The 18,509-nt window shown below is 60.8% G+C and carries 18 protein-coding genes and 1 pseudogene; 15 read left to right on the forward strand and 4 right to left on the reverse strand.

The features are described 5' to 3' along the window. The 13 genes and pseudogenes from HJB83_RS20440 to HJB83_RS20500 form a co-directional block, all read left to right on the forward strand. Positions 1–206 (forward strand): annotated as a pseudogene (locus tag HJB83_RS20440) (S-(hydroxymethyl)glutathione dehydrogenase); the annotation flags it as partial. A gap of 3 nt (positions 207–209) precedes the next feature. Continuing rightward, positions 210–1,046: an S-formylglutathione hydrolase gene (fghA, locus tag HJB83_RS20445; protein WP_207584611.1), complete on the forward strand. Its 837-nt coding sequence runs from the start codon at positions 210–212 to the stop codon at positions 1,044–1,046. Between the two features lie 57 nt (positions 1,047–1,103). Beyond that, positions 1,104–1,673 (forward strand): S-(hydroxymethyl)glutathione synthase, encoded by a 570-nt coding sequence (gene gfa / locus HJB83_RS20450; RefSeq protein ID WP_221115162.1) that lies wholly within the window; start codon positions 1,104–1,106, stop codon positions 1,671–1,673. 404 nt (positions 1,674–2,077) lie between these two features. Beyond that, the gene (locus tag HJB83_RS20455; RefSeq protein ID WP_221115161.1) at positions 2,078–2,794 is read left to right on the forward strand and encodes a GntR family transcriptional regulator; all 717 of its coding nucleotides are present in this window, start codon (positions 2,078–2,080) and stop codon (positions 2,792–2,794) included. After that, positions 2,791–3,702, forward strand: a complete 912-nt coding sequence (locus HJB83_RS20460; RefSeq protein ID WP_207584614.1) for a dihydrodipicolinate synthase family protein — start codon at positions 2,791–2,793, stop codon at positions 3,700–3,702. The genes HJB83_RS20455 and HJB83_RS20460 overlap by 4 nt, the downstream gene beginning before the upstream one ends. Then, complete coding sequence (locus HJB83_RS20465) at positions 3,695–5,212, forward strand: aldehyde dehydrogenase (protein WP_221132517.1); 1,518 nt, start codon at positions 3,695–3,697, stop codon at positions 5,210–5,212. The genes HJB83_RS20460 and HJB83_RS20465 overlap by 8 nt, the downstream gene beginning before the upstream one ends. Beyond that, on the forward strand, positions 5,209–6,555 hold the full coding sequence (locus tag HJB83_RS20470) for an FAD-binding oxidoreductase (RefSeq protein ID WP_207584616.1): 1,347 nt from the start codon (positions 5,209–5,211) through the stop codon (positions 6,553–6,555). The genes HJB83_RS20465 and HJB83_RS20470 overlap by 4 nt, the downstream gene beginning before the upstream one ends. 78 nt (positions 6,556–6,633) lie before the next feature. Continuing rightward, positions 6,634–7,485, forward strand: coding sequence for a glycine betaine ABC transporter substrate-binding protein (locus tag HJB83_RS20475; RefSeq protein ID WP_221115160.1), 852 nt, complete (start codon positions 6,634–6,636; stop codon positions 7,483–7,485). Positions 7,486–7,565: 80 nt separating this feature from the next. Beyond that, positions 7,566–8,657 carry a glycine betaine/L-proline ABC transporter ATP-binding protein gene (locus HJB83_RS20480; protein ID WP_259669438.1) on the forward strand — a complete coding sequence of 364 codons (1,092 nt, stop codon included), beginning with the start codon at positions 7,566–7,568 and terminating at the stop codon, positions 8,655–8,657. A gap of 21 nt (positions 8,658–8,678) precedes the next feature. After that, complete coding sequence (locus HJB83_RS20485) at positions 8,679–9,527, forward strand: proline/glycine betaine ABC transporter permease (RefSeq protein ID WP_207584619.1); 849 nt, start codon at positions 8,679–8,681, stop codon at positions 9,525–9,527. Beyond that, positions 9,524–10,375 (forward strand): proline/glycine betaine ABC transporter permease, encoded by an 852-nt coding sequence (locus tag HJB83_RS20490; protein ID WP_221132519.1) that lies wholly within the window; start codon positions 9,524–9,526, stop codon positions 10,373–10,375. The genes HJB83_RS20485 and HJB83_RS20490 overlap by 4 nt, the downstream gene beginning before the upstream one ends. A 16-nt stretch (positions 10,376–10,391) precedes the next feature. After that, entirely contained in the window at positions 10,392–11,390 is a 999-nt protein-coding gene (locus HJB83_RS20495; protein ID WP_207584621.1) for a 4-hydroxyproline epimerase, read from the forward strand. A gap of 30 nt (positions 11,391–11,420) precedes the next feature. Further along, positions 11,421–12,431: a GlxA family transcriptional regulator gene (locus tag HJB83_RS20500; RefSeq protein WP_207584622.1), complete on the forward strand. Its 1,011-nt coding sequence runs from the start codon at positions 11,421–11,423 to the stop codon at positions 12,429–12,431. A 121-nt stretch (positions 12,432–12,552) separates the two neighbouring features. Here the strand turns inward: HJB83_RS20500 and HJB83_RS20505 are convergent, their stop codons facing one another. Further along, positions 12,553–13,644: a hybrid-cluster NAD(P)-dependent oxidoreductase gene (locus HJB83_RS20505; RefSeq protein WP_221132520.1), complete on the reverse strand. Its 1,092-nt coding sequence runs from the start codon at positions 13,642–13,644 to the stop codon at positions 12,553–12,555. Next, entirely contained in the window at positions 13,634–14,887 is a 1,254-nt protein-coding gene (locus HJB83_RS20510; protein ID WP_221132521.1) for an SRPBCC family protein, read from the reverse strand. Before HJB83_RS20510 ends, HJB83_RS20505 begins: the two co-directional genes overlap by 11 nt. 111 nt (positions 14,888–14,998) lie before the next feature. Between HJB83_RS20510 and HJB83_RS20515 the strand changes: the two genes are divergently transcribed. Next, a complete protein-coding gene (locus HJB83_RS20515; RefSeq protein ID WP_221132522.1) occupies positions 14,999–15,886 on the forward strand; it encodes a LysR substrate-binding domain-containing protein in 888 nt (295 codons plus the stop codon). Positions 15,887–15,900: 14 nt separating this feature from the next. Here HJB83_RS20515 and HJB83_RS20520 read toward each other — a convergent pair whose 3' ends face one another. Both HJB83_RS20520 and HJB83_RS20525 read right to left on the reverse strand, forming a co-directional pair. After that, positions 15,901–17,553 (reverse strand): acyltransferase, encoded by a 1,653-nt coding sequence (locus HJB83_RS20520; RefSeq protein WP_221132523.1) that lies wholly within the window; start codon positions 17,551–17,553, stop codon positions 15,901–15,903. A 67-nt stretch (positions 17,554–17,620) separates the two neighbouring features. Beyond that, on the reverse strand, positions 17,621–18,115 hold the full coding sequence (locus HJB83_RS20525) for an Lrp/AsnC family transcriptional regulator (RefSeq protein WP_207584627.1): 495 nt from the start codon (positions 18,113–18,115) through the stop codon (positions 17,621–17,623). A gap of 173 nt (positions 18,116–18,288) precedes the next feature. Here HJB83_RS20525 and HJB83_RS20530 point away from each other — a divergent pair, with 173 nt between their 5' ends. Further along, entirely contained in the window at positions 18,289–18,492 is a 204-nt protein-coding gene (locus HJB83_RS20530) for a hypothetical protein (RefSeq protein WP_207584628.1), read from the forward strand. Positions 18,493–18,509 lie beyond the last annotated feature (17 nt).

Below are 18,509 nucleotides of genomic sequence, written 5' to 3' on the forward strand. Positions count from 1 at the left end.
AGCTGGTCACCGGCCGCAACTGGATGGGCACCGCCTTCGGCGGCGCGCGCGGGCGCACCGACGTGCCGAAGATCGTCGACTGGTACATGCAGGGCAAGATCCAGATCGACCCGATGATCACCCACACCATGCCGCTCGAAGACATCAACAAAGGCTTCGACATGATGCACAAGGGCGAAAGCATCCGCGGCGTGGTGGTCTATTAAGCCATGAAAACCATCTCGACAGAGAAGTCACACGACGGCATCCAGGGGGGTTACGTTAATCGCTCGGAGGTCTGTGATTGCGACATGACCTTTGCTGTCTTCGTGCCGCCGCAGGCGCTCAAGGGCAACTGCCCGGTTCTATGGTACCTTTCCGGCCTGACATGCACGCATGCCAATGTCATGGACAAGGGCGAGTATCGGCGGCTTGCGGCTGAGCTCGGACTGATCGTCGTCTGCCCGGATACCAGCCCGCGCGGTGACCACGTCCCCGACGAAGCCGACAATTGGCAGTTCGGCAAGGGTGCGGGCTTTTATGTCGATTCCACCCAGCCGCCCTATTCGGCGAACTATCGGATGTACAGCTACATCGTCGACGAGTTGCCGCGGCTGCTGGCCGCGGAATTCCCGGTCGACATGGGCCGCCAGGGAATCTTCGGGCACTCGATGGGGGGGCATGGCGCGATCACCATCGCGCTCAAGAACCCGGATCGCTTCCAGAGCTGCTCGGCCTTCGCGCCGATCAGCCGTCCCTCGGTCTCCGGCTGGTCGAAACCGGCATTGCGGAAATATCTCGGGGCGGATGAAACGACCTGGCGGGCCTATGATGCCTGCTCGCTGATCGAAGACGGGTACCGGTTCCCGGAACTGTTCGTCGATCAGGGGACGGCGGATAGCTTCCTGGAGGACGGATTGCGTCCCGATGAGCTCAGGCAAGCCTGCGAAGCGGCGGGCATCGACCTGTCGCTTCGCATGCAGGAAGGCTACGGCCACTCCTACTCTTTCATTTCGACATTCATGGAAGACCATCTGCGCTGGCATGCGCAGAGGTTGGGAAATTAGTTTGGAAGGGCTCGGCCGGGCATAACGCAAACGGCCAGGGAGGGAAGGAGAAAAGCAATGAGCATAGCTATTCATCCGCTAGTGGATTCAGGCTTTCAGGCGACTGACGCTGCCTTTGCAGGCGGAACGCTCGTGTGCAAGTGCACGAGCAACCCCGTAAAGGTCAGGATCAAGGGCGATATCGCCCATAATCACGCCTGCGGCTGCACCAAGTGCTGGAAGCCAGAGGGCGCCGTCTTTTCGGTCGTGGCAGTTGCGCCGACCGACAGCGTCGAAGTGTTGGAGAACGGTGACAAACTTGCCGTCGTCGAAGCCGCGGCGCTGATCCAGCGGCATGCCTGCAAGCAATGCGGCGTGCATCTGTACGGCCCGGTCGAGCGTGAACATGCGTTCCAGGGATTGTCGTTCATCCATCCGGAGCGCTTCCAGGAAGGCGGCTGGGCAAAGCCGGGCTTTGCGGCCTTCGTGTCGTCGATCATCGAAAGCGGCTTCGATCCTGGCAAGATGGACGCCGTCAGAGCGCAGTTGAAGGCGTCGGGCCTCGAGCCGTACGATTGCCTCAACCCCGGCTTGATGGACTATATCGCAACCTGGACCGCCAAGAAGAGCGGAGCGCTCGCCCCGTGATCTAATGGGGACGCCGACCTCGACGGCCCCAACAAAACCGCCGCCATCAGCGTGATATCCGCAGATGGCGGCGCGCCGCCGTGCCGCGGCCAGCTTTCGACGCCCGATGATTGGCGTTGACGCGCCGAAGGCGCTGATAACCCGCCACGAAGAACTCTCTCCGACGACCGACGCAGGTTTCCAGAAGGAATTGCCCGCGGTTTCGGCCAATCCGCGTATCGGGCGCAAGCCAATCCCTCACCTTGGAATTGAAACGGCGCCGAACCGGCAACGGCTCCGCGCGACTTCGCGATATTGTGTATCCTAGGAATAATAATTGTGTACGCAAAGTACACAATTATTTGACTCCTCCTGAGTGCCGTGCCATCTTCATGACGTAGAGCAACAATGGCTGGAGATCGACGATGGCGAGGACACCCAAGAGCAATCTCTACGAAGATCTGAAACGCCGGATTCTGACGATGGAACTGGACCCGGACGCCGATCTGGACGAGGCCAGTCTGAGCGAAAAATATGGGCTCTCCCGGACGCCGGTCCGCGACATATTCCGCCGCCTTGCCGGTGAGGGCTATATCGATATCCGCGAGAACAGGGGTGCGCGGGTCATCCCGATGAACCACTCCACGCTGCGCAATTTCTTTCTTGTCGCGCCGTTGATCTATGCGGCGATCGGCCGTCTCGCCGTGCAGAATTTCAAGCCCGCCCAGCTTGTCGACCTGAAGCAGACCCAGGAGCGCTTTCGCGCCGCCAGCGAGGACGCAGACGCCCTGAGAATGGTGCTGGAGAACAACCGCTTTCACGAGATCTTCGGCGAAATGTCGGGCAACGTCTATCTGCAGCCGAGTCTCGGCCGGCTGCTCATCGATCACGCGCGCATCGGCCACACGTTCTTCCGACCGAGGAACGAGGACATGAAGCGGCGGCTGCAGGTGGCGGTCGACCACCATGACGGCTTCATCGCCGCGCTCGGCGCTCACGACGAGAATGCCGTCGTCGATCTCGTTTTCGAACACTGGGAATTGTCCCGCGAGAACATGGAGATGTTCATCGCCCCGCAAGGCCTGAAAGCGGACGCCTTCCTCGGCGCTCCGGCCACGCAATTATTGGAGAAGTCACCGTGAAGTTTGAGGGGATCTATACGCCGGCGGTGACGCCACTCGATCAAAATGGACAGATCGACCGGGCCGGATTTACCGCCGTGCTCGAGTCGCTGATCGAGGCGGGAGTGCACGGCATCATCGTCGGCGGTTCGACGGGCGAATACTACGCCCAGAGCAGCCAGGAGCGTTTCGAACTCGCCGCCTATGCGCGAGAAGTCATCGGCACACGGCTGCCGCTCATCATCGGGACCGGTGCCATACGTACCGAAGATTCGGTCGAATATGCCAAGGCGGCGAAGGAAATCGGCGCGGATGCAATCCTGGTGTCGTCACCGCCCTACGCGCTGCCGACCGAACGCGAAAACGCCGTCCATGCGCTGACGGTCGATCGCGCCGCCAACCTGCCGATCATGCTCTACAACTATCCGGCCCGCATGGGCGTGGTGATGGGCGAGGAGTATTTCTCCCGCGTCGGCAAGTCGAAGAACGTCATCGCCATCAAGGAAAGCTCCGGCGACATGGGCAATCTTCATCGGCTCGCCCGGAAATTTCCGCATATCGCGCTGTCCTGCGGCTGGGACGATCAGGCGCTCGAATTCTTCGCATGGGGTGCGAAGAGCTGGGTCTGCGCCGGCTCAAACTTCCTGCCGCGCGAGCATGTCGCTCTCTATGAGGCCTGCGTCCTGGAAAAGAACTTCGACAAGGGCCGGGCGATCATGACGGCAATGCTGCCGCTGATGGATTTCCTTGAATGCGGCAAGTTCGTCCAGTCGATCAAGCACGGATGCGAATTGATCGGGCTGAATGTCGGATCGGTCCGCGCGCCGCTGCGTCCGCTCAACTCCGAAGAAAAGCGAACCCTCCAGACCGTCGTCGCCACATTGAAGCGCACGGTCGCCCAGATCACATCGGGAGCAAACCATGCATGAACCCTTGACCGCCGCCGAATACAAGGCGATCGCCACCGAGCTTCAGTTTCCGACGAATGCCTTCATCGATGGCGCATTCCGTCCGGCAAATTCCGGCAAGACCTTCGCCTCCACGAACCCCGCAACGGGCGAGGTCCTTGCCGAAATCGCCGCCTGCGATTCCAGCGACGTCGACTTCGCCGTTACGAAGGCGAGGGATGCGTTCGATGATGGACGCTGGCGGCTGCGCTCGCCGGGAGCGCGCAAGGAAGTGCTTCTGAAGCTCGCCAAGCTCATGGAGCAGAACAGGCACGAGCTTGCCGTCCTGGAAAGCATCGACAGCGGCAAGCCGGTGCGGGAATGCCAGACGGTCGATATTCCTGATACCATTCATACGATCCGCTGGCATGCCGAACTGATCGACAAGCTTTATGACAACACCGCCCCGGTCGGAGCCAACGCGCTGACGATGATCGTGCGCGAGCCGATCGGCGTCGTCGGATGTGTGCTTCCATGGAATTTCCCGCTGCTGATGCTGGCCTGGAAGATCGGCCCGGCGCTCGCCGCTGGCTGCTCGGTCATCGTCAAGCCGGCCCAGGAAACGACGCTGACGACGCTGCGTGTCGCCGAGCTTGCCCATGAAGCCGGCATTCCGGCTGGTGTGTTCAACGTCGTCACCGGCTCCGGCCGCGAAGTCGGCGAACCGATCGGCCTGCACATGGGTATCGATATGGTCGCCTTCACCGGATCGACCCCGACCGGCCGCCGCTTTCTGCGTTATGCCGCGGATTCGAACCTCAAGAAGGTCGTACTCGAATGCGGCGGCAAGAATCCCGCGGTCGTTCTTGACGATGCCGAAGACCTGGATCTCGTTGCCGAGCAGGTGGTCAACGGCGCCTTCTGGAACATGGGTGAGAACTGCTCTGCCACGTCGCGTCTCATTGTTCATTCCAAGATCAAGGACGAGTTGCTGAAGCGCATCGGCGCCTATATGCGCGAATGGAAGACCGGCGATCCGCTCGATCCGGACAATCGCATCGGCGCACTGGTCAGCAAAGCGCATTTCGAGAAGGTGAAATCCTTCCTCGACGACGCCAAGACGGAGAAGCTAACGGTCGCCCACGGCGGCGAAACGCATGGCGGCATCTTCATCGAGCCGACGGTGTTCGATGGCGTAACGCCCGCCAGCCGCCTGTTCCAGGAAGAGATCTTCGGGCCGGTACTCTCGGTCACAACCTTCAATTCGCTTGCCGAAGCGATCGCCCTTGCCAACGACACCAATTACGGCCTGACGGCGTCGGTCTATACCGGCAGCCTGAGAAACGCCATCAAGCTCGCGCGCGAAATCCGCGCCGGCGTCGTCACCGTCAACTGCTTCGGTGAAGGTGATGCCACCACGCCGTTCGGCGGCTACAAGGAGTCCGGCTTCGGCGGCCGCGACAAGTCGGTCTTTGCTCACGACAATTACTGCGAACTCAAGACCATCTGGATCGACGTATCCGAGCGGTCGGTCGACGAGACCATCCGATGAGCCGCCATGTGATCAAGCACCTGCCGACCGACACCGGCGTTTCGGGATGGGAGGCGACCAGCGAACGCGCCTTTCCCGTAGCGGCGCTTGAGCACGACACTATTGCGGACTGGCTGATCATCGGCGGCGGATTTGCCGGCCTCTCGGCGGCGCGCCGCCTCTCGCAATTGCGCCCCCAGGACAAGATCGTCGTCCTGGAGGCTCGCGAGCTCGCCAAGGGTCCGGCCGGCCGGAATTCCGGTTTCATGATCGACGTGCCGCACAACCTGTCCTCGGGCGAGTATTCGGTGGCCGACGAAGAGGCGACCAAAGAGGAGATTCGGCAGAACCGCCTGGCGATTGCCTTCGCAGCCGATGTGGCGGCCGAAAACGGCCTGTCGCGGGAAACCTTTGACCCATCGGGCAAGGTGAATGCCGCGGCCTCCGACCGGGGCATGGGTCTCAACGACAATTACAGGAAGTCGCTCGAGAAGATCGGCGAGCAGCATCGCGTTCTCGATGCACATCAAATGCGAGAGATGACCGGTTCTCGCTATTACCATGGCGGCCTTTACACGCCGGGCGCGGTAATGATCCAGCCGGCCGACTATATTCGTGGCCTGGCGCGCGGGCTCCATTCGAAGGTCGCCATCCACGAGCACTCGCCGGTGCTGGAGCTTTCGCGCGAAGGCAGGACCTGGAAGGCGAAGACCGGTTGCGGCTCCGTTTCGGCGCCGAAGGTCATTTTGGGCGTCAACGGCCATATTCAAAGCTTCGGCCATTTCCGCGGCCGGCTGATGCACATCTTCACCTACGCGTCGATGACATCGGCCTTTTCCCAGAACGAATTCGCAGGTGACGTCACCGGTGTGGATCGCTGGGCGCTATTGCCGGCCGACCCGATGGGCGCGACGGTGCGCAAGATCACCAAGGACGGGCTTTCGAGGATCGTCGTCAGGACGAGGTTCACCTATGACCCGAGCCTGAAAGTGTCGGAGAAGCGCGTTGCCGGTATCGCGGTCGAACAGCGCCGGTCGTTCGATGCCCGGTTCCCCGGGCTGGAAAGCCTGCCGATGGAATATAGCTGGGCGGGCGCGCTCTGCCTTAGCCGGAACCATGTGCCGGCATTCGGCGAGGTCGAGGAAGGGCTCTTTTCCGCCTGCTGCGAGAACGGTCTCGGCACGGTCAAGAGCACTTTTGCGGGCATGATGGCGGCCGATCTGGCGGCGGGTGCCGGTAGCCTCGAACTCGACAAATACAGCAATCAGCCGGAACCGACGAGATTGCCTCCGGAGCCCATCGCGTGGCTCGGCGTCAACTCGGTCATCCGCTTTCAGGAATTGCGCGCAGGCCGCGAGGGATGATCCCTCTGCCCGCGCAATATGAAGACTGCCGCCCGCAGACTTCAATGAGTATGGGAACGAAAACCAGGAGTAAGAACAATGAAGACTTTGTGGAAGGCGCTTTGCGCCGCTGCGGTGATAGGGATCAGCATCCTTCCTGCTCGCGCGGAAGAAAAGACGATCAATCTGGGCACGATGTCATGGGAAGACCTGACGCCCATCACCGGCATTACCAAGAAGGTTCTCGAAGATGCCGGTTACACCGTCAAGGTGACCGAGTTTTCCGAATGGGGCATCGCCTATGCCGCTCTTGCCAAGGGCGATATCCAGGCTCTCACCTCGCAGACCGACTACGTCGCTCAGGATTACTGGGACAAGAACAAGAACCGTCTCGAGAAGATTTCGCCGGTGTCGCACGGCCTCTACCAGGGCGTTGCCGTTCCGAAATATGTTCCGATCGACTCGCTCGATCAGCTCAGTGAAAATGCCGACAAATTCGGCGGCAAGATTATCGGCATCGAGCCGGGCGCCGGCCTGATGCGCGATACGGCGAATGCTGTCAAGGATTACGGCCTCAAGCTCCAGCTCGTCGAGGGCAGCACGGCCGCGATGACGGCGGCGCTGAAATCCGCCTATGATCGCAAGGAATGGATCGCGGTCACGATCTGGGAGCCGTCGTGGATGGTCCAGAAGTACGAGGTCAAGTATCTCAAGGACCCGAAGGGCGTATTCCCGCCGCCGCAGAGCTACTACTGGATCGGCCATAAGGGCTTCTCAGAAGAAAACCCGCACGCCCGCGAAGTCATGGCAAGCGTCTACGTGCCAATCGCCGACATCACCACCATCAACGGTGAAGTCAAGGACGGCAAGACGATGGACCAGGCCGTGCAGGATTGGATCGGCAGCCATGCCGACCTGATCAAGCGCTGGGAAAACATCAAGAAGAAGTAATCGCTTCATGGCCGTCCGATCCGTCGGGCGGCCAACCTGAAATGAAGAAGCCAGCGCCGATTGGCTCAAAGGGGATCGCGATGAAAACCGCCAATATCGATGCCGAAGATGTCCTGATCGACTGCCAATCCCTCTGGAAGGTCTTCGGAGGCAAATCCGCCGCAGCGATGAAGTCAATCAAGGAGCGCGGCCTCGGAAAGACAGACGTCTTGAAGGAATTCAATTGTGTCGTCGGCGTTTCCGATGCGAGCATCGAGGTCCGGCGGGGCGAAATCTTCTGCATCATGGGATTGTCGGGAAGCGGAAAATCGACGCTTATCCGCCTTCTCAACAAGCTGATCACGCCGAGTTCCGGCAAGGTGCTCGTCAAGGGACGCGACATCGCCGCCTTGTCGCCGGTTGATCTCAGGCAGATGCGGGCCAAGAACATCGGCATGGTGTTTCAGAGCGTCGCGCTGCTGCCGCACCGGACAGTGCTGGAAAATGCCGCCTTCGGCCTCGAGGTCCAGGGAATTTCCAAGCCGGAGCGAAACAAGACTGCCGCGGCCGCCCTCGAGAAGGTTGGCCTCGCCGACTGGCTCAGCCGATACCCCAACGAGCTTTCCGGCGGCATGCAGCAACGCGTCGGGCTTGCTCGCGCGCTCGCCTCCGACCCCGAGATCATTCTGATGGACGAGCCGTTCAGCGCGCTCGATCCACTGATCCGCCGTCAGCTTCAGGATGAATTCCGCCAGTTGACCAAAGCCCTGGGCAAATCCGCTGTCTTCATCACCCATGATCTCGACGAGGCGATCCGCATCGGCGACCGCATCGCGATCATGAAGGATGGCGTCATCATCCAGACCGGCACGGCCGAGGAGATCATCCTCAACCCGGCCGACGCCTATGTCGCCGAATTCGTCGCGGGAATATCCCGCCTTCATCTGATCAAGGCGCATTCGATCATGCGTAGTGTCGCCGAATTCCAGCAGAGCACGCCGAACGTCGACATCGCGTTGCTGGCACGCACGACGCCGGACGCCGATATCGACGAACTCATCTCTTTGACGATGCAGTCGGAGCGCGATGCCATCGCCGTCGTCGACAGTGACCAGGTCGTCGGCGTGGTCACGCTGCGCAGCCTGCTGATGGGCGTCAAAGGAACCTCGGCCCACAATCTCACGGCGGCGTGACCCCAACTGGAGCTGATTGACATGGATAGTTCAGCCTTCACCGATGTTTTCGACGAATGGACGGACTCCGTGCTCGAATGGGTGAGCGACAATGGGGAGTTCCTGTTCGACTATATCAGACAGGTTCTCGAAGGGCTCTATGACGGAATCCTCTGGCTCCTGCAACTCCCGCCGTTCTACGTGGTTGCTCTGATCGTGGCGCTTATCGGCTGGCGGCTGGTCAATATCTGGTTCGCTCTCCTCAGCTGTATCGCGCTGGCGCTTTGTTTTTCGATGGGGCTGTGGCCGCAAACGATGAGCACCCTGGCTCTGGTCTTGACCGCAACCTCAATCGCCTTGGCGATCGGCATCCCGATCGGAATCGCCGCCGGCTTCTTCACGGCGCTGGATCGTTTCATGGAGCCCGGCCTCGATCTGATCCAGACGCTTCCGCCCTATATCTACCTGCTGCCGGCGATCGCTCTGCTCGGCTACGGACCGGCCACAGCGCTGATCGCCACCGTGATCGTCGCCGTGCCGCCGGCCATCCGCCTGACCTCGCTTGGTATCCGCATGACGCCCAAAGAGTTCATCGAACTTGGAGAGGCGCTTGGGACCACGCCGACCAAGATGTTCTTCAAGATCCGCCTTCCCTTTGCGCTGCCGAGCATCATGGCAGGCATCAATCAAAGCCTGATGATGGCCTTTGGCATGGTCGTCATCGCCGGCATCGTTGGTTCCGGCGGGCTCGGAGAGACGATCTACGGCGCGATCAGGACACTCGACATCGCCACCTCCATCAACGGCGCGATCGCCATCGTGGTACTGACTATGGTGCTTGACCGAATAACCCAGAGTGCCGCTCGGCTGGGCGCAGGGAGGAAGTCATGAATCCGTCAACCTTTCAGTTTTCGCCTGGCGCTTTCCTGGCTCCATCAGTCGATTGGCTCAACACCAACCTTCACCCGCTGTTTGCTGCCATCAGTTCCGTGGTCGAAGCGGTGCTTTCCGCATTCGAGGGGGCACTCCTCTTTGTGCCGCCCTATGCGCTGATTGCGATCGTCGTCCTCCTGGCATTTTTTGCCGTCAGCCTCCGCGCCGCAATCCTGGCAGGCCTCTGTCTGGGATTCTGCCTTCTTGTCGGGCTGTGGACGGCATCGATGCAGACCCTCTCGCTGGTGACCGTCGCAGTCCTTATCTCCGTGCTCATCGCCTTCCCGCTCGGCGTCCTGTGCTCACGCTACAAGACATTGGAGGCGGTGGTGCGACCGGTTCTCGACGTCATGCAGACCGTGCCGCCATGGGTCTACCTCATCCCCACGGTGATGATCTTCAGCCTCGGACGGGTGCCGGCAATCATCGCCACCATCGTCTATGGCATTCCGCCGATGCTCCGCCTGACGACGCTGGCCTTCAACCAGGTCCCGAAGGTATTCATCGAACTCGGCAGCGCCATCGGCGCGCCGCCGCGATCGATCCTCTGGAAGATCGAAATCCCCCTGGCCAAGCAGACGCTGCTGGTCGGGCTCAACCAATGCATTCTCCTGTCGCTGGCGATGGTCGTGCTGGCCGGCCTCGTCGGCGCAGGCGGCCTCGGCGCGGAAGTGACGCGCGGCCTGACGCGCATGGAGATGGGCCTTGGCTTGAGAGCAGGCCTGGCGATCGTCGCGGTCGCCCTGCTACTCGACCGGGTATCCCGCGGCCTGCTCGACCGCGACAGGCTGCCGAAGGCGAGATGAGCAAGGACATAACAAGATGAGAAACAGCTTCTTCTGCATCGATGCGCATACCTGCGGCAATCCCGTCCGTCTCGTCGCCGGCGGTGGTCCGCTGCTTCCGCATGTGCCCATGGGCGAGCGCCGGGAGATCTTCGTCCGCGACCACGACTGGGTGCGCAAGGCACTGATGTTCGAGCCGAGGGGGCATGACATCATGTCAGGCTCGATCATTTACCCGGCCTATCGGGAGGACTGCGATTTCGCCGTTCTTTTCATCGAGGTGAGCGGCTGCCTGCCGATGTGCGGCGCCGGCACCATCGGCACCGTGACCGCCGCGATCGAGGAAGGGTTGATCAAGCCGCGCGAAGCTGGAAGGGTCGCCATCGAAACGCCTGCCGGCAGAGTGGACGTCACTTACGAGGAGAAGGGCGGATATGTCGATTCCGTTCGCCTCCACAATGTCGCGAGCTATCTCCATGAGGCCGATGTCGAGGTCGATGTGCCAGGAATGGGCCGTCTGCGCGTCGATATTTCCTATGGCGGCAACTATTATGCCGTCATCGAACCGCAAGAGAATTGGAGCGGGCTCGACGGCATGACGGCGTCCGATATCGTCGGCTGCAGCCAGAAGCTCAGGGCGGCACTTGCGAGTGTCTGCGATCCCGTTCATCCCGACGACGCCAGGATTTCCGGCGTGCATCACGCGATCTGGTGCGATCGCCCTGTGAACGACCACTCCGGTGGGCGCTGCGCGGTCTTCTACGGTGAGAAAGCCATCGACCGGTCACCAGGCGGCACCGGCACTTCGGCGCGCATGGCCCAACTCTATGGGAAGGGGCGGATGTCGGTCGGGTCGAGTTACCGTCATGAAAGCCTGATCGGAACCGTTTTCGAGGGCCGGGTTGAAGCCGAGGCAAGTATCGGATCTTATCGCGGTATTCTTCCGAGCATCGGCGGCTGGGCCCGCGTCATCGGGCACAACACCATTTTCGTTGACGATCGTGACCCCCTGGCGCACGGTTTTCAGATTCGATAAGCGCTGCTCAGCAGCGGCAAGGAGATGACTATGCGACCGGAGCAGCATCGGCAGGCAGACGGCGCCGCGAAACCCGCCCGGCTCAAGGTTGGGTTCGTTCTGGCGCGATCGTTCACGCTGTCGGCCTTCGCGCTCTTCATCGACACGCTGCGGCTTGCCAGCGACGAGCAGGATCGTTCCGGCAGGGTCCTTGCTGACTGGCAGGTGATTGGCAGCACGCGGCACCTGATAAACTCGAGCTGCGGCGTCCAGGTCGCTCCGACGTCCGATTTCGTCGATCCGTCGAATTTCAATTACATTGTGGTCGTCGGCGGTCTTCTGACGGTGGAGAACCCTGTCGACCAGCAGACCATCACCTTTCTCCGGCAGGCGGATGCCAAGAAGGTGCCGTTGATCGGCGTGTGCACGGGTTCGTTCATTCTTGCGGCGGCAGGCCTGATGAAGCGGCACGAGTCCTGCGTGAGCTGGCTGCATTACAAGGAGTTTCGCGAGCGGTTTCCCGACCTCGGCGTTCGGTCCGACCGGCTCTTCAATCTCGATCGCCAGCGTGGATCCTGCGCAGGCGGCAGCAGCGCCGCCGACATGGCTGCGTTGCTGGTCAGGAAGTATATCAGCCGCGATGCCGAGAGAAATGCGCTTGAAGTCCTTCAGATCGAGAAGGCCCGGACGACGGCTGATATACAGCCCCGACGTCCGCTATACGACGACTATGACGACGCCCGCGTCAAGGCGGCGATGATTACCATGGAGCAATTCGTCGACGGCAGCATATCGATCCAGAAGCTTGCCGCCATGGTCGGCCTGTCACGGCGGCAGTTGGAACGAATCTTCCTCGACAAGACGGGAATGTCTCCTGCCAAGGCCTATAATCGGGTTCGCATGGAGCGGGCAAAATCGATCCTCGTCCAATCGAAGGCGCCGCTGATCGAGATCGCGCTTGATGTCGGCTTCGAAAACGCCTCGCAGTTCACACGAACGTTCAAGCGCACCTTCGGGCAGACCCCGTCGCAGCATCGCGCAGCGGCTTCGAGAGTGCACTGAACGCACTTCAAATATCTTCGGCGGGAAACTGTCAGCCGCTCCCTTGGCCATGATCAGAGCCTGCGTTTCCAGTTTGATGCTCTCCGATCCCTTGGCGAGTGACGTCGCCCTCGCTCAGTGTTCAGCGCTCGATGACGAGATCGCTGAGCGGCTTCGAGCAGCAGGGCAGGAAAAAGCCGGCGTCGATTTCCCTCTGGCGGATTCCGCCATTGTGGCTCATGTCGACCGCGCCGGAGGTCAGCTTTGACTTGCAAGTGCCGCAGACGCCATTGGCGCAGGAGGAGGGAATCCTGACGCCCGCCTTCTTCGCGCAGGAGAGCACGCTTTGGCCGCTTGTTACTTCGATGCTGCGGGCCTGCTTGGAGAAGGTGACCTGAAAGGCCTTGGCGGCAGCATCCTGAACCGCGGGGATTTCCGGTTCGTCGATGACCGCGGCGTCGAAGCTTTCCTCGAGATAGTGCGAGGCGGGGACGCCGAGCTCGGCAGAAATGCCGCGCGCTGCCGCCATGAACGGCGCGGGGCCGCAGCACATCACCGTTCGCTCGGCGATATCCGGAACCGCAAGCCTGACATAGTCTGCCGAAATGCGACCGGTAAGGCCTGGCCACGACGCCTCGCCCGCGACGGTTTCCGGGAGGAAATGGAGCCGAAGGGCTTTCAGCCTACCGGCGATGCAGGCAAGCTCGTCGCGAAAGATCAGATCCAGCGGTGTGCGCGCGGCATGCATGAAGACGACGTTGGCAGGTTCGCAGCTGTCTGCGAGTTCCCGCAGAATGGACATGACTGGGGTAATGCCCGAGCCACCTGAAAGCAGCAGAAGCTTACGTCCCGGCGCCTCGGACCGGACGAAGTTGCCAAGCGGGCCGTTCGCCTTGACTGATGCCCCGGGAACGAGGGTGTCGTGAAGCCAGTTGGAAATCTTTCCGTCCGGAACGCGCTTCACCGTAACGGAGAAGGCGTTCGTCCGATGCGGCGAAGAGGAAATGCTGTAACACCGGCTTTCAGCATCTCCATTGTGTTCCAGGTCGAACAGAAAATACTGTCCGGCCTTGAATGCGAACCGCTTGCCCTCGCGTGATGCGAAAGTGAACGTCTTGACATCGTGGGTTTCCTGCTGGACGTCGAGGCAGACGAGCGCGTCGTCTTCCTCGGGATTCCAAACGCCGTTGAGAACGGCGTTTCCGGGCAATTCCTGCGGGTTCCTAGTATCCATGGGTGCGCATCCGGTCGATGTACCAGGTGGCGAACTTGTCGAGGTTCGTCTCGGAGAAGGGGGAGTAGGGCCCTGGCTCATAAGCGGGATCGAGCGTGCCGGCGTGGGAGCGGGCGACCAGGTCCGCGTCCTGATCCGTCGTCGCTACCCAGACATCCGTCAGCTTGTCGAGATCGTAATCGACCCCCTCGACGGCCTCCTTGTGGACCAGCCACTTGGTTCGGACAAGCGTCCTGCCTGCCGACAGCGGGATGACAATTGCCACGACGGCATGGTCGCCCATGAAGTGGTTCCAGCTGTTGTGCCCCCAAAGATGCATGTCCCCGAGATCCTTGCGGGTCATCTGCCCGAGAAGCTTCGAGGATGCGGCGGTGGCATCATGGGTCTGGGATTCTCCGGCGCCTGATATGATCAGCCGCTGCGTGCGGAAGTTCGTGGCGCAGTCGGCGAGCTGCTCGACGGCGGCCGAAGGGAAGCCGTCGGCCTCCCATGCCTGCGTGCGCTTCTCATAGAGCCGAAAATGCTCCGCGGCCTGTTCACGATCTTCCGGGCTCAGCGTTTCTGGATCGAAGCCGAAGTCGAGATCGACGAAGGAGACGCAGAGTTCCGGGTGGTTGGCCGAGCAATGATAGCATTCACGATTGTTCTCCATGGTCAGCTTCCAGTTGCCGTCCTCGATGACGTCGGTCTGGTGGGCGATCTTGGCGTTGCGGATATCGTAGGGCGCGAGGCGCTCGGTCATCGCCTGCTCGAGGCCGGCAATGTCCTCGGGCGGATTGTCGGACAGGCAGACGTAAATCAGCCCACCGATCGATTTGAAGGTGACCGGCTTCAGGCCGCGACAGTCCTTGTCGAAATCCTTGCCCATATGAGGGGCGTAGCTGAGCTCGCCCGTCAGCTCATAGGTCCAGGTGTGATAGGGACAGACGAGCTTCGAAACGATCGTTTTGCCCGGATCGAGAAGGCGGGAGCCGCGATGGCGGCAGACGTTGTGCAGCACGCGGATCTCGCCATCGTCATCGCGCAGCAGGATCAGGCTCGTCTTGCCGATATCGATTACAGTGGCGTCGCCGGCTTCGGGAACATCGCAGTCGAGACCGACGCAGATCCAGTGCTTGTGGAAGAAGACCTCGATATCAGCGTCGAACACGTCCTCTCTGACATAAAGGCCGGCCGGCAGCGAATGGCCCTCGGAGCGGGAGTCCAGCAGCGCCGAAATCGAGGATGGAAGCCTGTTTAGCATGAGAACCCCTTATGTGATCGTTTCTGTAAATTGCTCTTGTATTGCAGGGGCTTCAACGGCATAAAAAATCACGTTCGCATAAGTTTTTATCATGCGAAAAGGAATTTCAGGATGCAGTTTCGAAGACGGCTCCCGTCGCTGACGGCGCTGGTGACCTTGGAAGCAGTGCTGCGCAGGAAGAGCTTCACCTTGGCTGCGAGCGAACTCGGCGTCACCCAGGCAGCGGTCAGCAGGCAGATTGCGGTGCTGGAGGAGGAGTTCGGCCAGCCCTTGTTCGTGCGCAAACATCGGGCGATCGAACCGACGGCGGCATGCGTCACCCTCGGCGCGACGCTGGCGAAGAGTTTTGCCGATATCGCCGAGAGCGTGGAAGCGATCCAGTCGCACGGCCAGGACGTCGTGACGATCGGGGCAACCGTCGCATTCTCCTCCTTCTGGCTGCTGCCGCGGCTGGCCGAGTTCCGCCGGGCGAACCCCGGCATTCTGGTGCGGGTGATATCGCAGGATAGCCCGATCGCTCTCCACGGCGGAGAGGTCGATGTGGCGATCCGATACGGCCTACCGCCCTTCAGCGATGGCACCGTCATCGCCTCGCGCGGCGACGTCATTTCCCCCGTCTGCTCCCCGGATTATCTCCGGCGTCGAGGCAATGGTCCGCTAGGCTCGGCTGACGAATTCATTGAAACGGACGTTCTCGATCGTTCCTGGTATAGCTGGGCACAATGGATTTCCCTGGCCGGCGCCAATATCGCGATGAAGCCGTCGCTTCGGTTCAGCCACTATACCGAAACCATCGCCGCCGCCCGCGCAGGGCAGGGGATTGCGCTGGGATGGCGTATGCTGGTGGGTACTTTTCTGGAGGACGGAACCCTCGTGCAGGCCGACAGCGGCGAGCTTGCCGCCGAAGGCAGATACAACGTCATCGTGCCCGTCAAAGCCAAACGAAGCAATGCCCGCGACCTTGCCGCCGCCTGGCTGACGGCATCATTGCACGGTTGATCAAAAGCCCCCATTCACAAACCCAGTCCCACAGACGCCGTTCGGTGCACGCCCTTCGGGACGAAGGCGAAGCGATCGGAGAGGCTGAGGAAATCGGCCGCGAGGTGAATGACAGAAAGCCACATTTCCGTTCCCTGCAGGCTCGGTTCACCACCGTCGGCGAATGGGAAACCTTCGCCATCCCGCCATCTATCCAGAGCCCTCGAGATGAGATTGCGGGCAATCGCCTCCCCTTCGGCCCGTCGGTAGTCGGTCTGGCGGGCAATCAGCAGCAGAGGATGAATCGTATCGAGGAGATTGCACGCATTGTATTTCTGAGCAGCGAAGCCCTTGTGGTTACGATAGTTGAGGTGAACCGTTTCGAGCGAGGCGTACGGATGTGGAAGCGCGACGCCGAACTGGGCATAGGTGCCGCGCGTCAGACGGTAAAAGCCGTTCACCGGTTGCAGCCATCCTTCCAGCGCTGTCGGCTCGCCCCATAGGCCCGAGACGCTGTTGGCATGCCGGCTCAACCACTCGAAGAGTTCCTGGCGTGATTGCCTGATGCCGAAATACTTTGCATTGAAGTACATCGCGGTTCCGATGGCATCGACCACGCTCCCAGCCTGCCACGCCCGGGTCGACCAGGGCAGGGCACTCAGCCATTCGTCCAACTCTTTCGCGCCGAGCTCGACCGCGTGGACAGGATTCCTTGGACTGGAGCCAAGCAGCTCAAGCGCATATCCAACCGCAAGGACGTTATAGAGCGCCTTTGGATCCTCCCTCAATGACCCGCCATGCAGTCGCGAATGCTCTTCCGTGAACAGGCCGGCCTCTCGTTCCTGGAGATTTTGGAGAAGCTGGACGGTCTCCGACTGATTGATGTCGGGCGGCAGGTGGCCGAAGCCGGCCGCGATCTCGATTGCATCGCACAGATGCCGGATCGCCGGTCTCCTGATGCCGTCCGCCTCCAGCGATTCATAGGCCTCAGGCGTTTTCCAGCGTGCAAGAATATCAGGCCATTGCTCCTGCGCTTTCTGACCGAGCCTGATCAATCGATCTTCGACGTCTGCAGTGCCGGATTTCCTGGCCGGCGCGCCTCGGCTCCGCAGCACCTTTGCCGGTACGCCGCCGGCAATCGACAGGGCGGGAATGTCTTGCGTGACCACCGCCCCAGCGGCGATCACGGCGCCATTTCCGATGCTGACGCCATCGAGAATGACAGAATTGGCACCGATCCAGACATCGTCGCCGATCACGATGCCGAGGCTGATGACACCTTGGCGATGGATGGGTCGATCAGGATCGTCGAAGCCGTGATTGAAGCCGACAATCGATGCATGCGAGGCAATCCGCACGCCATTGCCGCACGTCACCTTGCCGGAAACACAGGCATAGGGATTGATGGAGCAATCGTCGCCGAGGATGACATCACCCCGAACAAGCGCGCGCCCGGCAATCCAGGACCTCTCACCCATCGCCAGGCTTTCGGTGAAGATTGCGGCATCTTCGGCGATATAGGACGTCCCGGCCAATTCAGCAGCGCAGGCTCGCCGAAGCTCCGCCTTGCGGGCGAGATGGGCGGGATGATCGAGGTCCGACGCAATGCGCTCCCAGGGAAGATATTGCAGCCGGCGCGCTTCTCTCTGCTCGTTCGCCGATGCTTGCGAATTATTGGCCTGATCCATTTCGATCCTCGTCTTCGTTTCCGTGGCCGAATGTTGGCTTAGCAAGAGTGTCGGCAATCGTCACTCTTCATGAAAGACTCGACCCGAACTTGTCCCAGCTCTCCTTGACCGTTTCCATCGCGACATTCGTCGAGGTGCTGGCAACGTGGGGCAGTGTCGAGATGCGCTCGCCGAGAACGCGGCGGTAGCGGCCGATATCGCGGGTGCGGATCTTCAGGAGATAGTCGAACCTGCCGGCGATCATATGGCATTCTTCGACTTCCCTGATCTTCTTGATGGCTTCGTTGAAGCTTTTCAGCGCATCCTCGCGGGTATCGGAGAGTTTCACCTCGACGAAGGCGATATGGTCGAGCTGCATTTTCGACGGATTGAGGACGGCCTTGAAGCCTTCGATATATCCGTCGCTGATCAGCCTTTTGAAGCGGATCTGGCACGGCGTCTTCGATAGCCCGACACGCGCCGCGAGATCGGTGATCGACAGCCTGCCGTCCTCGGCGAGTTCGGCGAGGATCTTCCTGTCGAACTGGTCCAATTCACTAAAGATGTCGGTATCGATAGCCATTTGATCTTTCTGGTGTGAGTTAATAAGTTCATACAGCCTGGAAACTGAAAAAATCAAGTGAGATCGCGATTTGCGATTGTGTTAGATTGTCGACGGGCAATGGAGGAAGGGCGAAGCCGCCTGGCAGATTGCCGGGATGGCCGTCTGCGCCGAACCCAAAATGGGGATGATACATGCACAAGGGAGAGCCGGATGACGATCAAAAGCCGGACCTGCTCGTTCATTACCGGCCGCTGGCGATAAGGGCCGTGGCGGCGGCATTCACCGTCAAGCGCGACAAGCCGGATGCGCGCCCGCTTTGCGAGACGGAATATTCCGGCCCAGTTGTCACGGATGATGCCTGGGACGATGAGCCCGGTGTTCCATTTATCCGTTAGATCAGACACCGATTTGA

The organism is Rhizobium sp. NZLR11, assembly GCF_019685115.1.
GTDB lineage: Bacteria > Pseudomonadota > Alphaproteobacteria > Rhizobiales > Rhizobiaceae > Rhizobium.

Coding starts and splice junctions, on each gene's coding strand:
- HJB83_RS20485 (WP_207584619.1), top strand. CDS start 8,679: ATGGATAGTTCAGCCTTCACCGATGTTTTCGACGAATGGACGGACTCC.
- HJB83_RS20520 (WP_221132523.1), bottom strand. CDS start 17,553: ATGGATCAGGCCAATAATTCGCAAGCATCGGCGAACGAGCAGAGAGAA.
- HJB83_RS20530 (WP_207584628.1), top strand. CDS start 18,289: ATGCACAAGGGAGAGCCGGATGACGATCAAAAGCCGGACCTGCTCGTT.
- HJB83_RS20510 (WP_221132521.1), bottom strand. CDS start 14,887: ATGCTAAACAGGCTTCCATCCTCGATTTCGGCGCTGCTGGACTCCCGC.
- HJB83_RS20475 (WP_221115160.1), top strand. CDS start 6,634: ATGAAGACTTTGTGGAAGGCGCTTTGCGCCGCTGCGGTGATAGGGATC.
- HJB83_RS20500 (WP_207584622.1), top strand. CDS start 11,421: ATGCGACCGGAGCAGCATCGGCAGGCAGACGGCGCCGCGAAACCCGCC.
- HJB83_RS20495 (WP_207584621.1), top strand. CDS start 10,392: ATGAGAAACAGCTTCTTCTGCATCGATGCGCATACCTGCGGCAATCCC.
- HJB83_RS20515 (WP_221132522.1), top strand. CDS start 14,999: ATGCAGTTTCGAAGACGGCTCCCGTCGCTGACGGCGCTGGTGACCTTG.
- HJB83_RS20455 (WP_221115161.1), top strand. CDS start 2,078: ATGGCGAGGACACCCAAGAGCAATCTCTACGAAGATCTGAAACGCCGG.
- HJB83_RS20465 (WP_221132517.1), top strand. CDS start 3,695: ATGCATGAACCCTTGACCGCCGCCGAATACAAGGCGATCGCCACCGAG.
- gfa (WP_221115162.1), top strand. CDS start 1,104: ATGAGCATAGCTATTCATCCGCTAGTGGATTCAGGCTTTCAGGCGACT.
- HJB83_RS20505 (WP_221132520.1), bottom strand. CDS start 13,644: ATGGATACTAGGAACCCGCAGGAATTGCCCGGAAACGCCGTTCTCAAC.
- HJB83_RS20470 (WP_207584616.1), top strand. CDS start 5,209: ATGAGCCGCCATGTGATCAAGCACCTGCCGACCGACACCGGCGTTTCG.
- fghA (WP_207584611.1), top strand. CDS start 210: ATGAAAACCATCTCGACAGAGAAGTCACACGACGGCATCCAGGGGGGT.
- HJB83_RS20480 (WP_259669438.1), top strand. CDS start 7,566: ATGAAAACCGCCAATATCGATGCCGAAGATGTCCTGATCGACTGCCAA.
- HJB83_RS20490 (WP_221132519.1), top strand. CDS start 9,524: ATGAATCCGTCAACCTTTCAGTTTTCGCCTGGCGCTTTCCTGGCTCCA.
- HJB83_RS20525 (WP_207584627.1), bottom strand. CDS start 18,115: ATGGCTATCGATACCGACATCTTTAGTGAATTGGACCAGTTCGACAGG.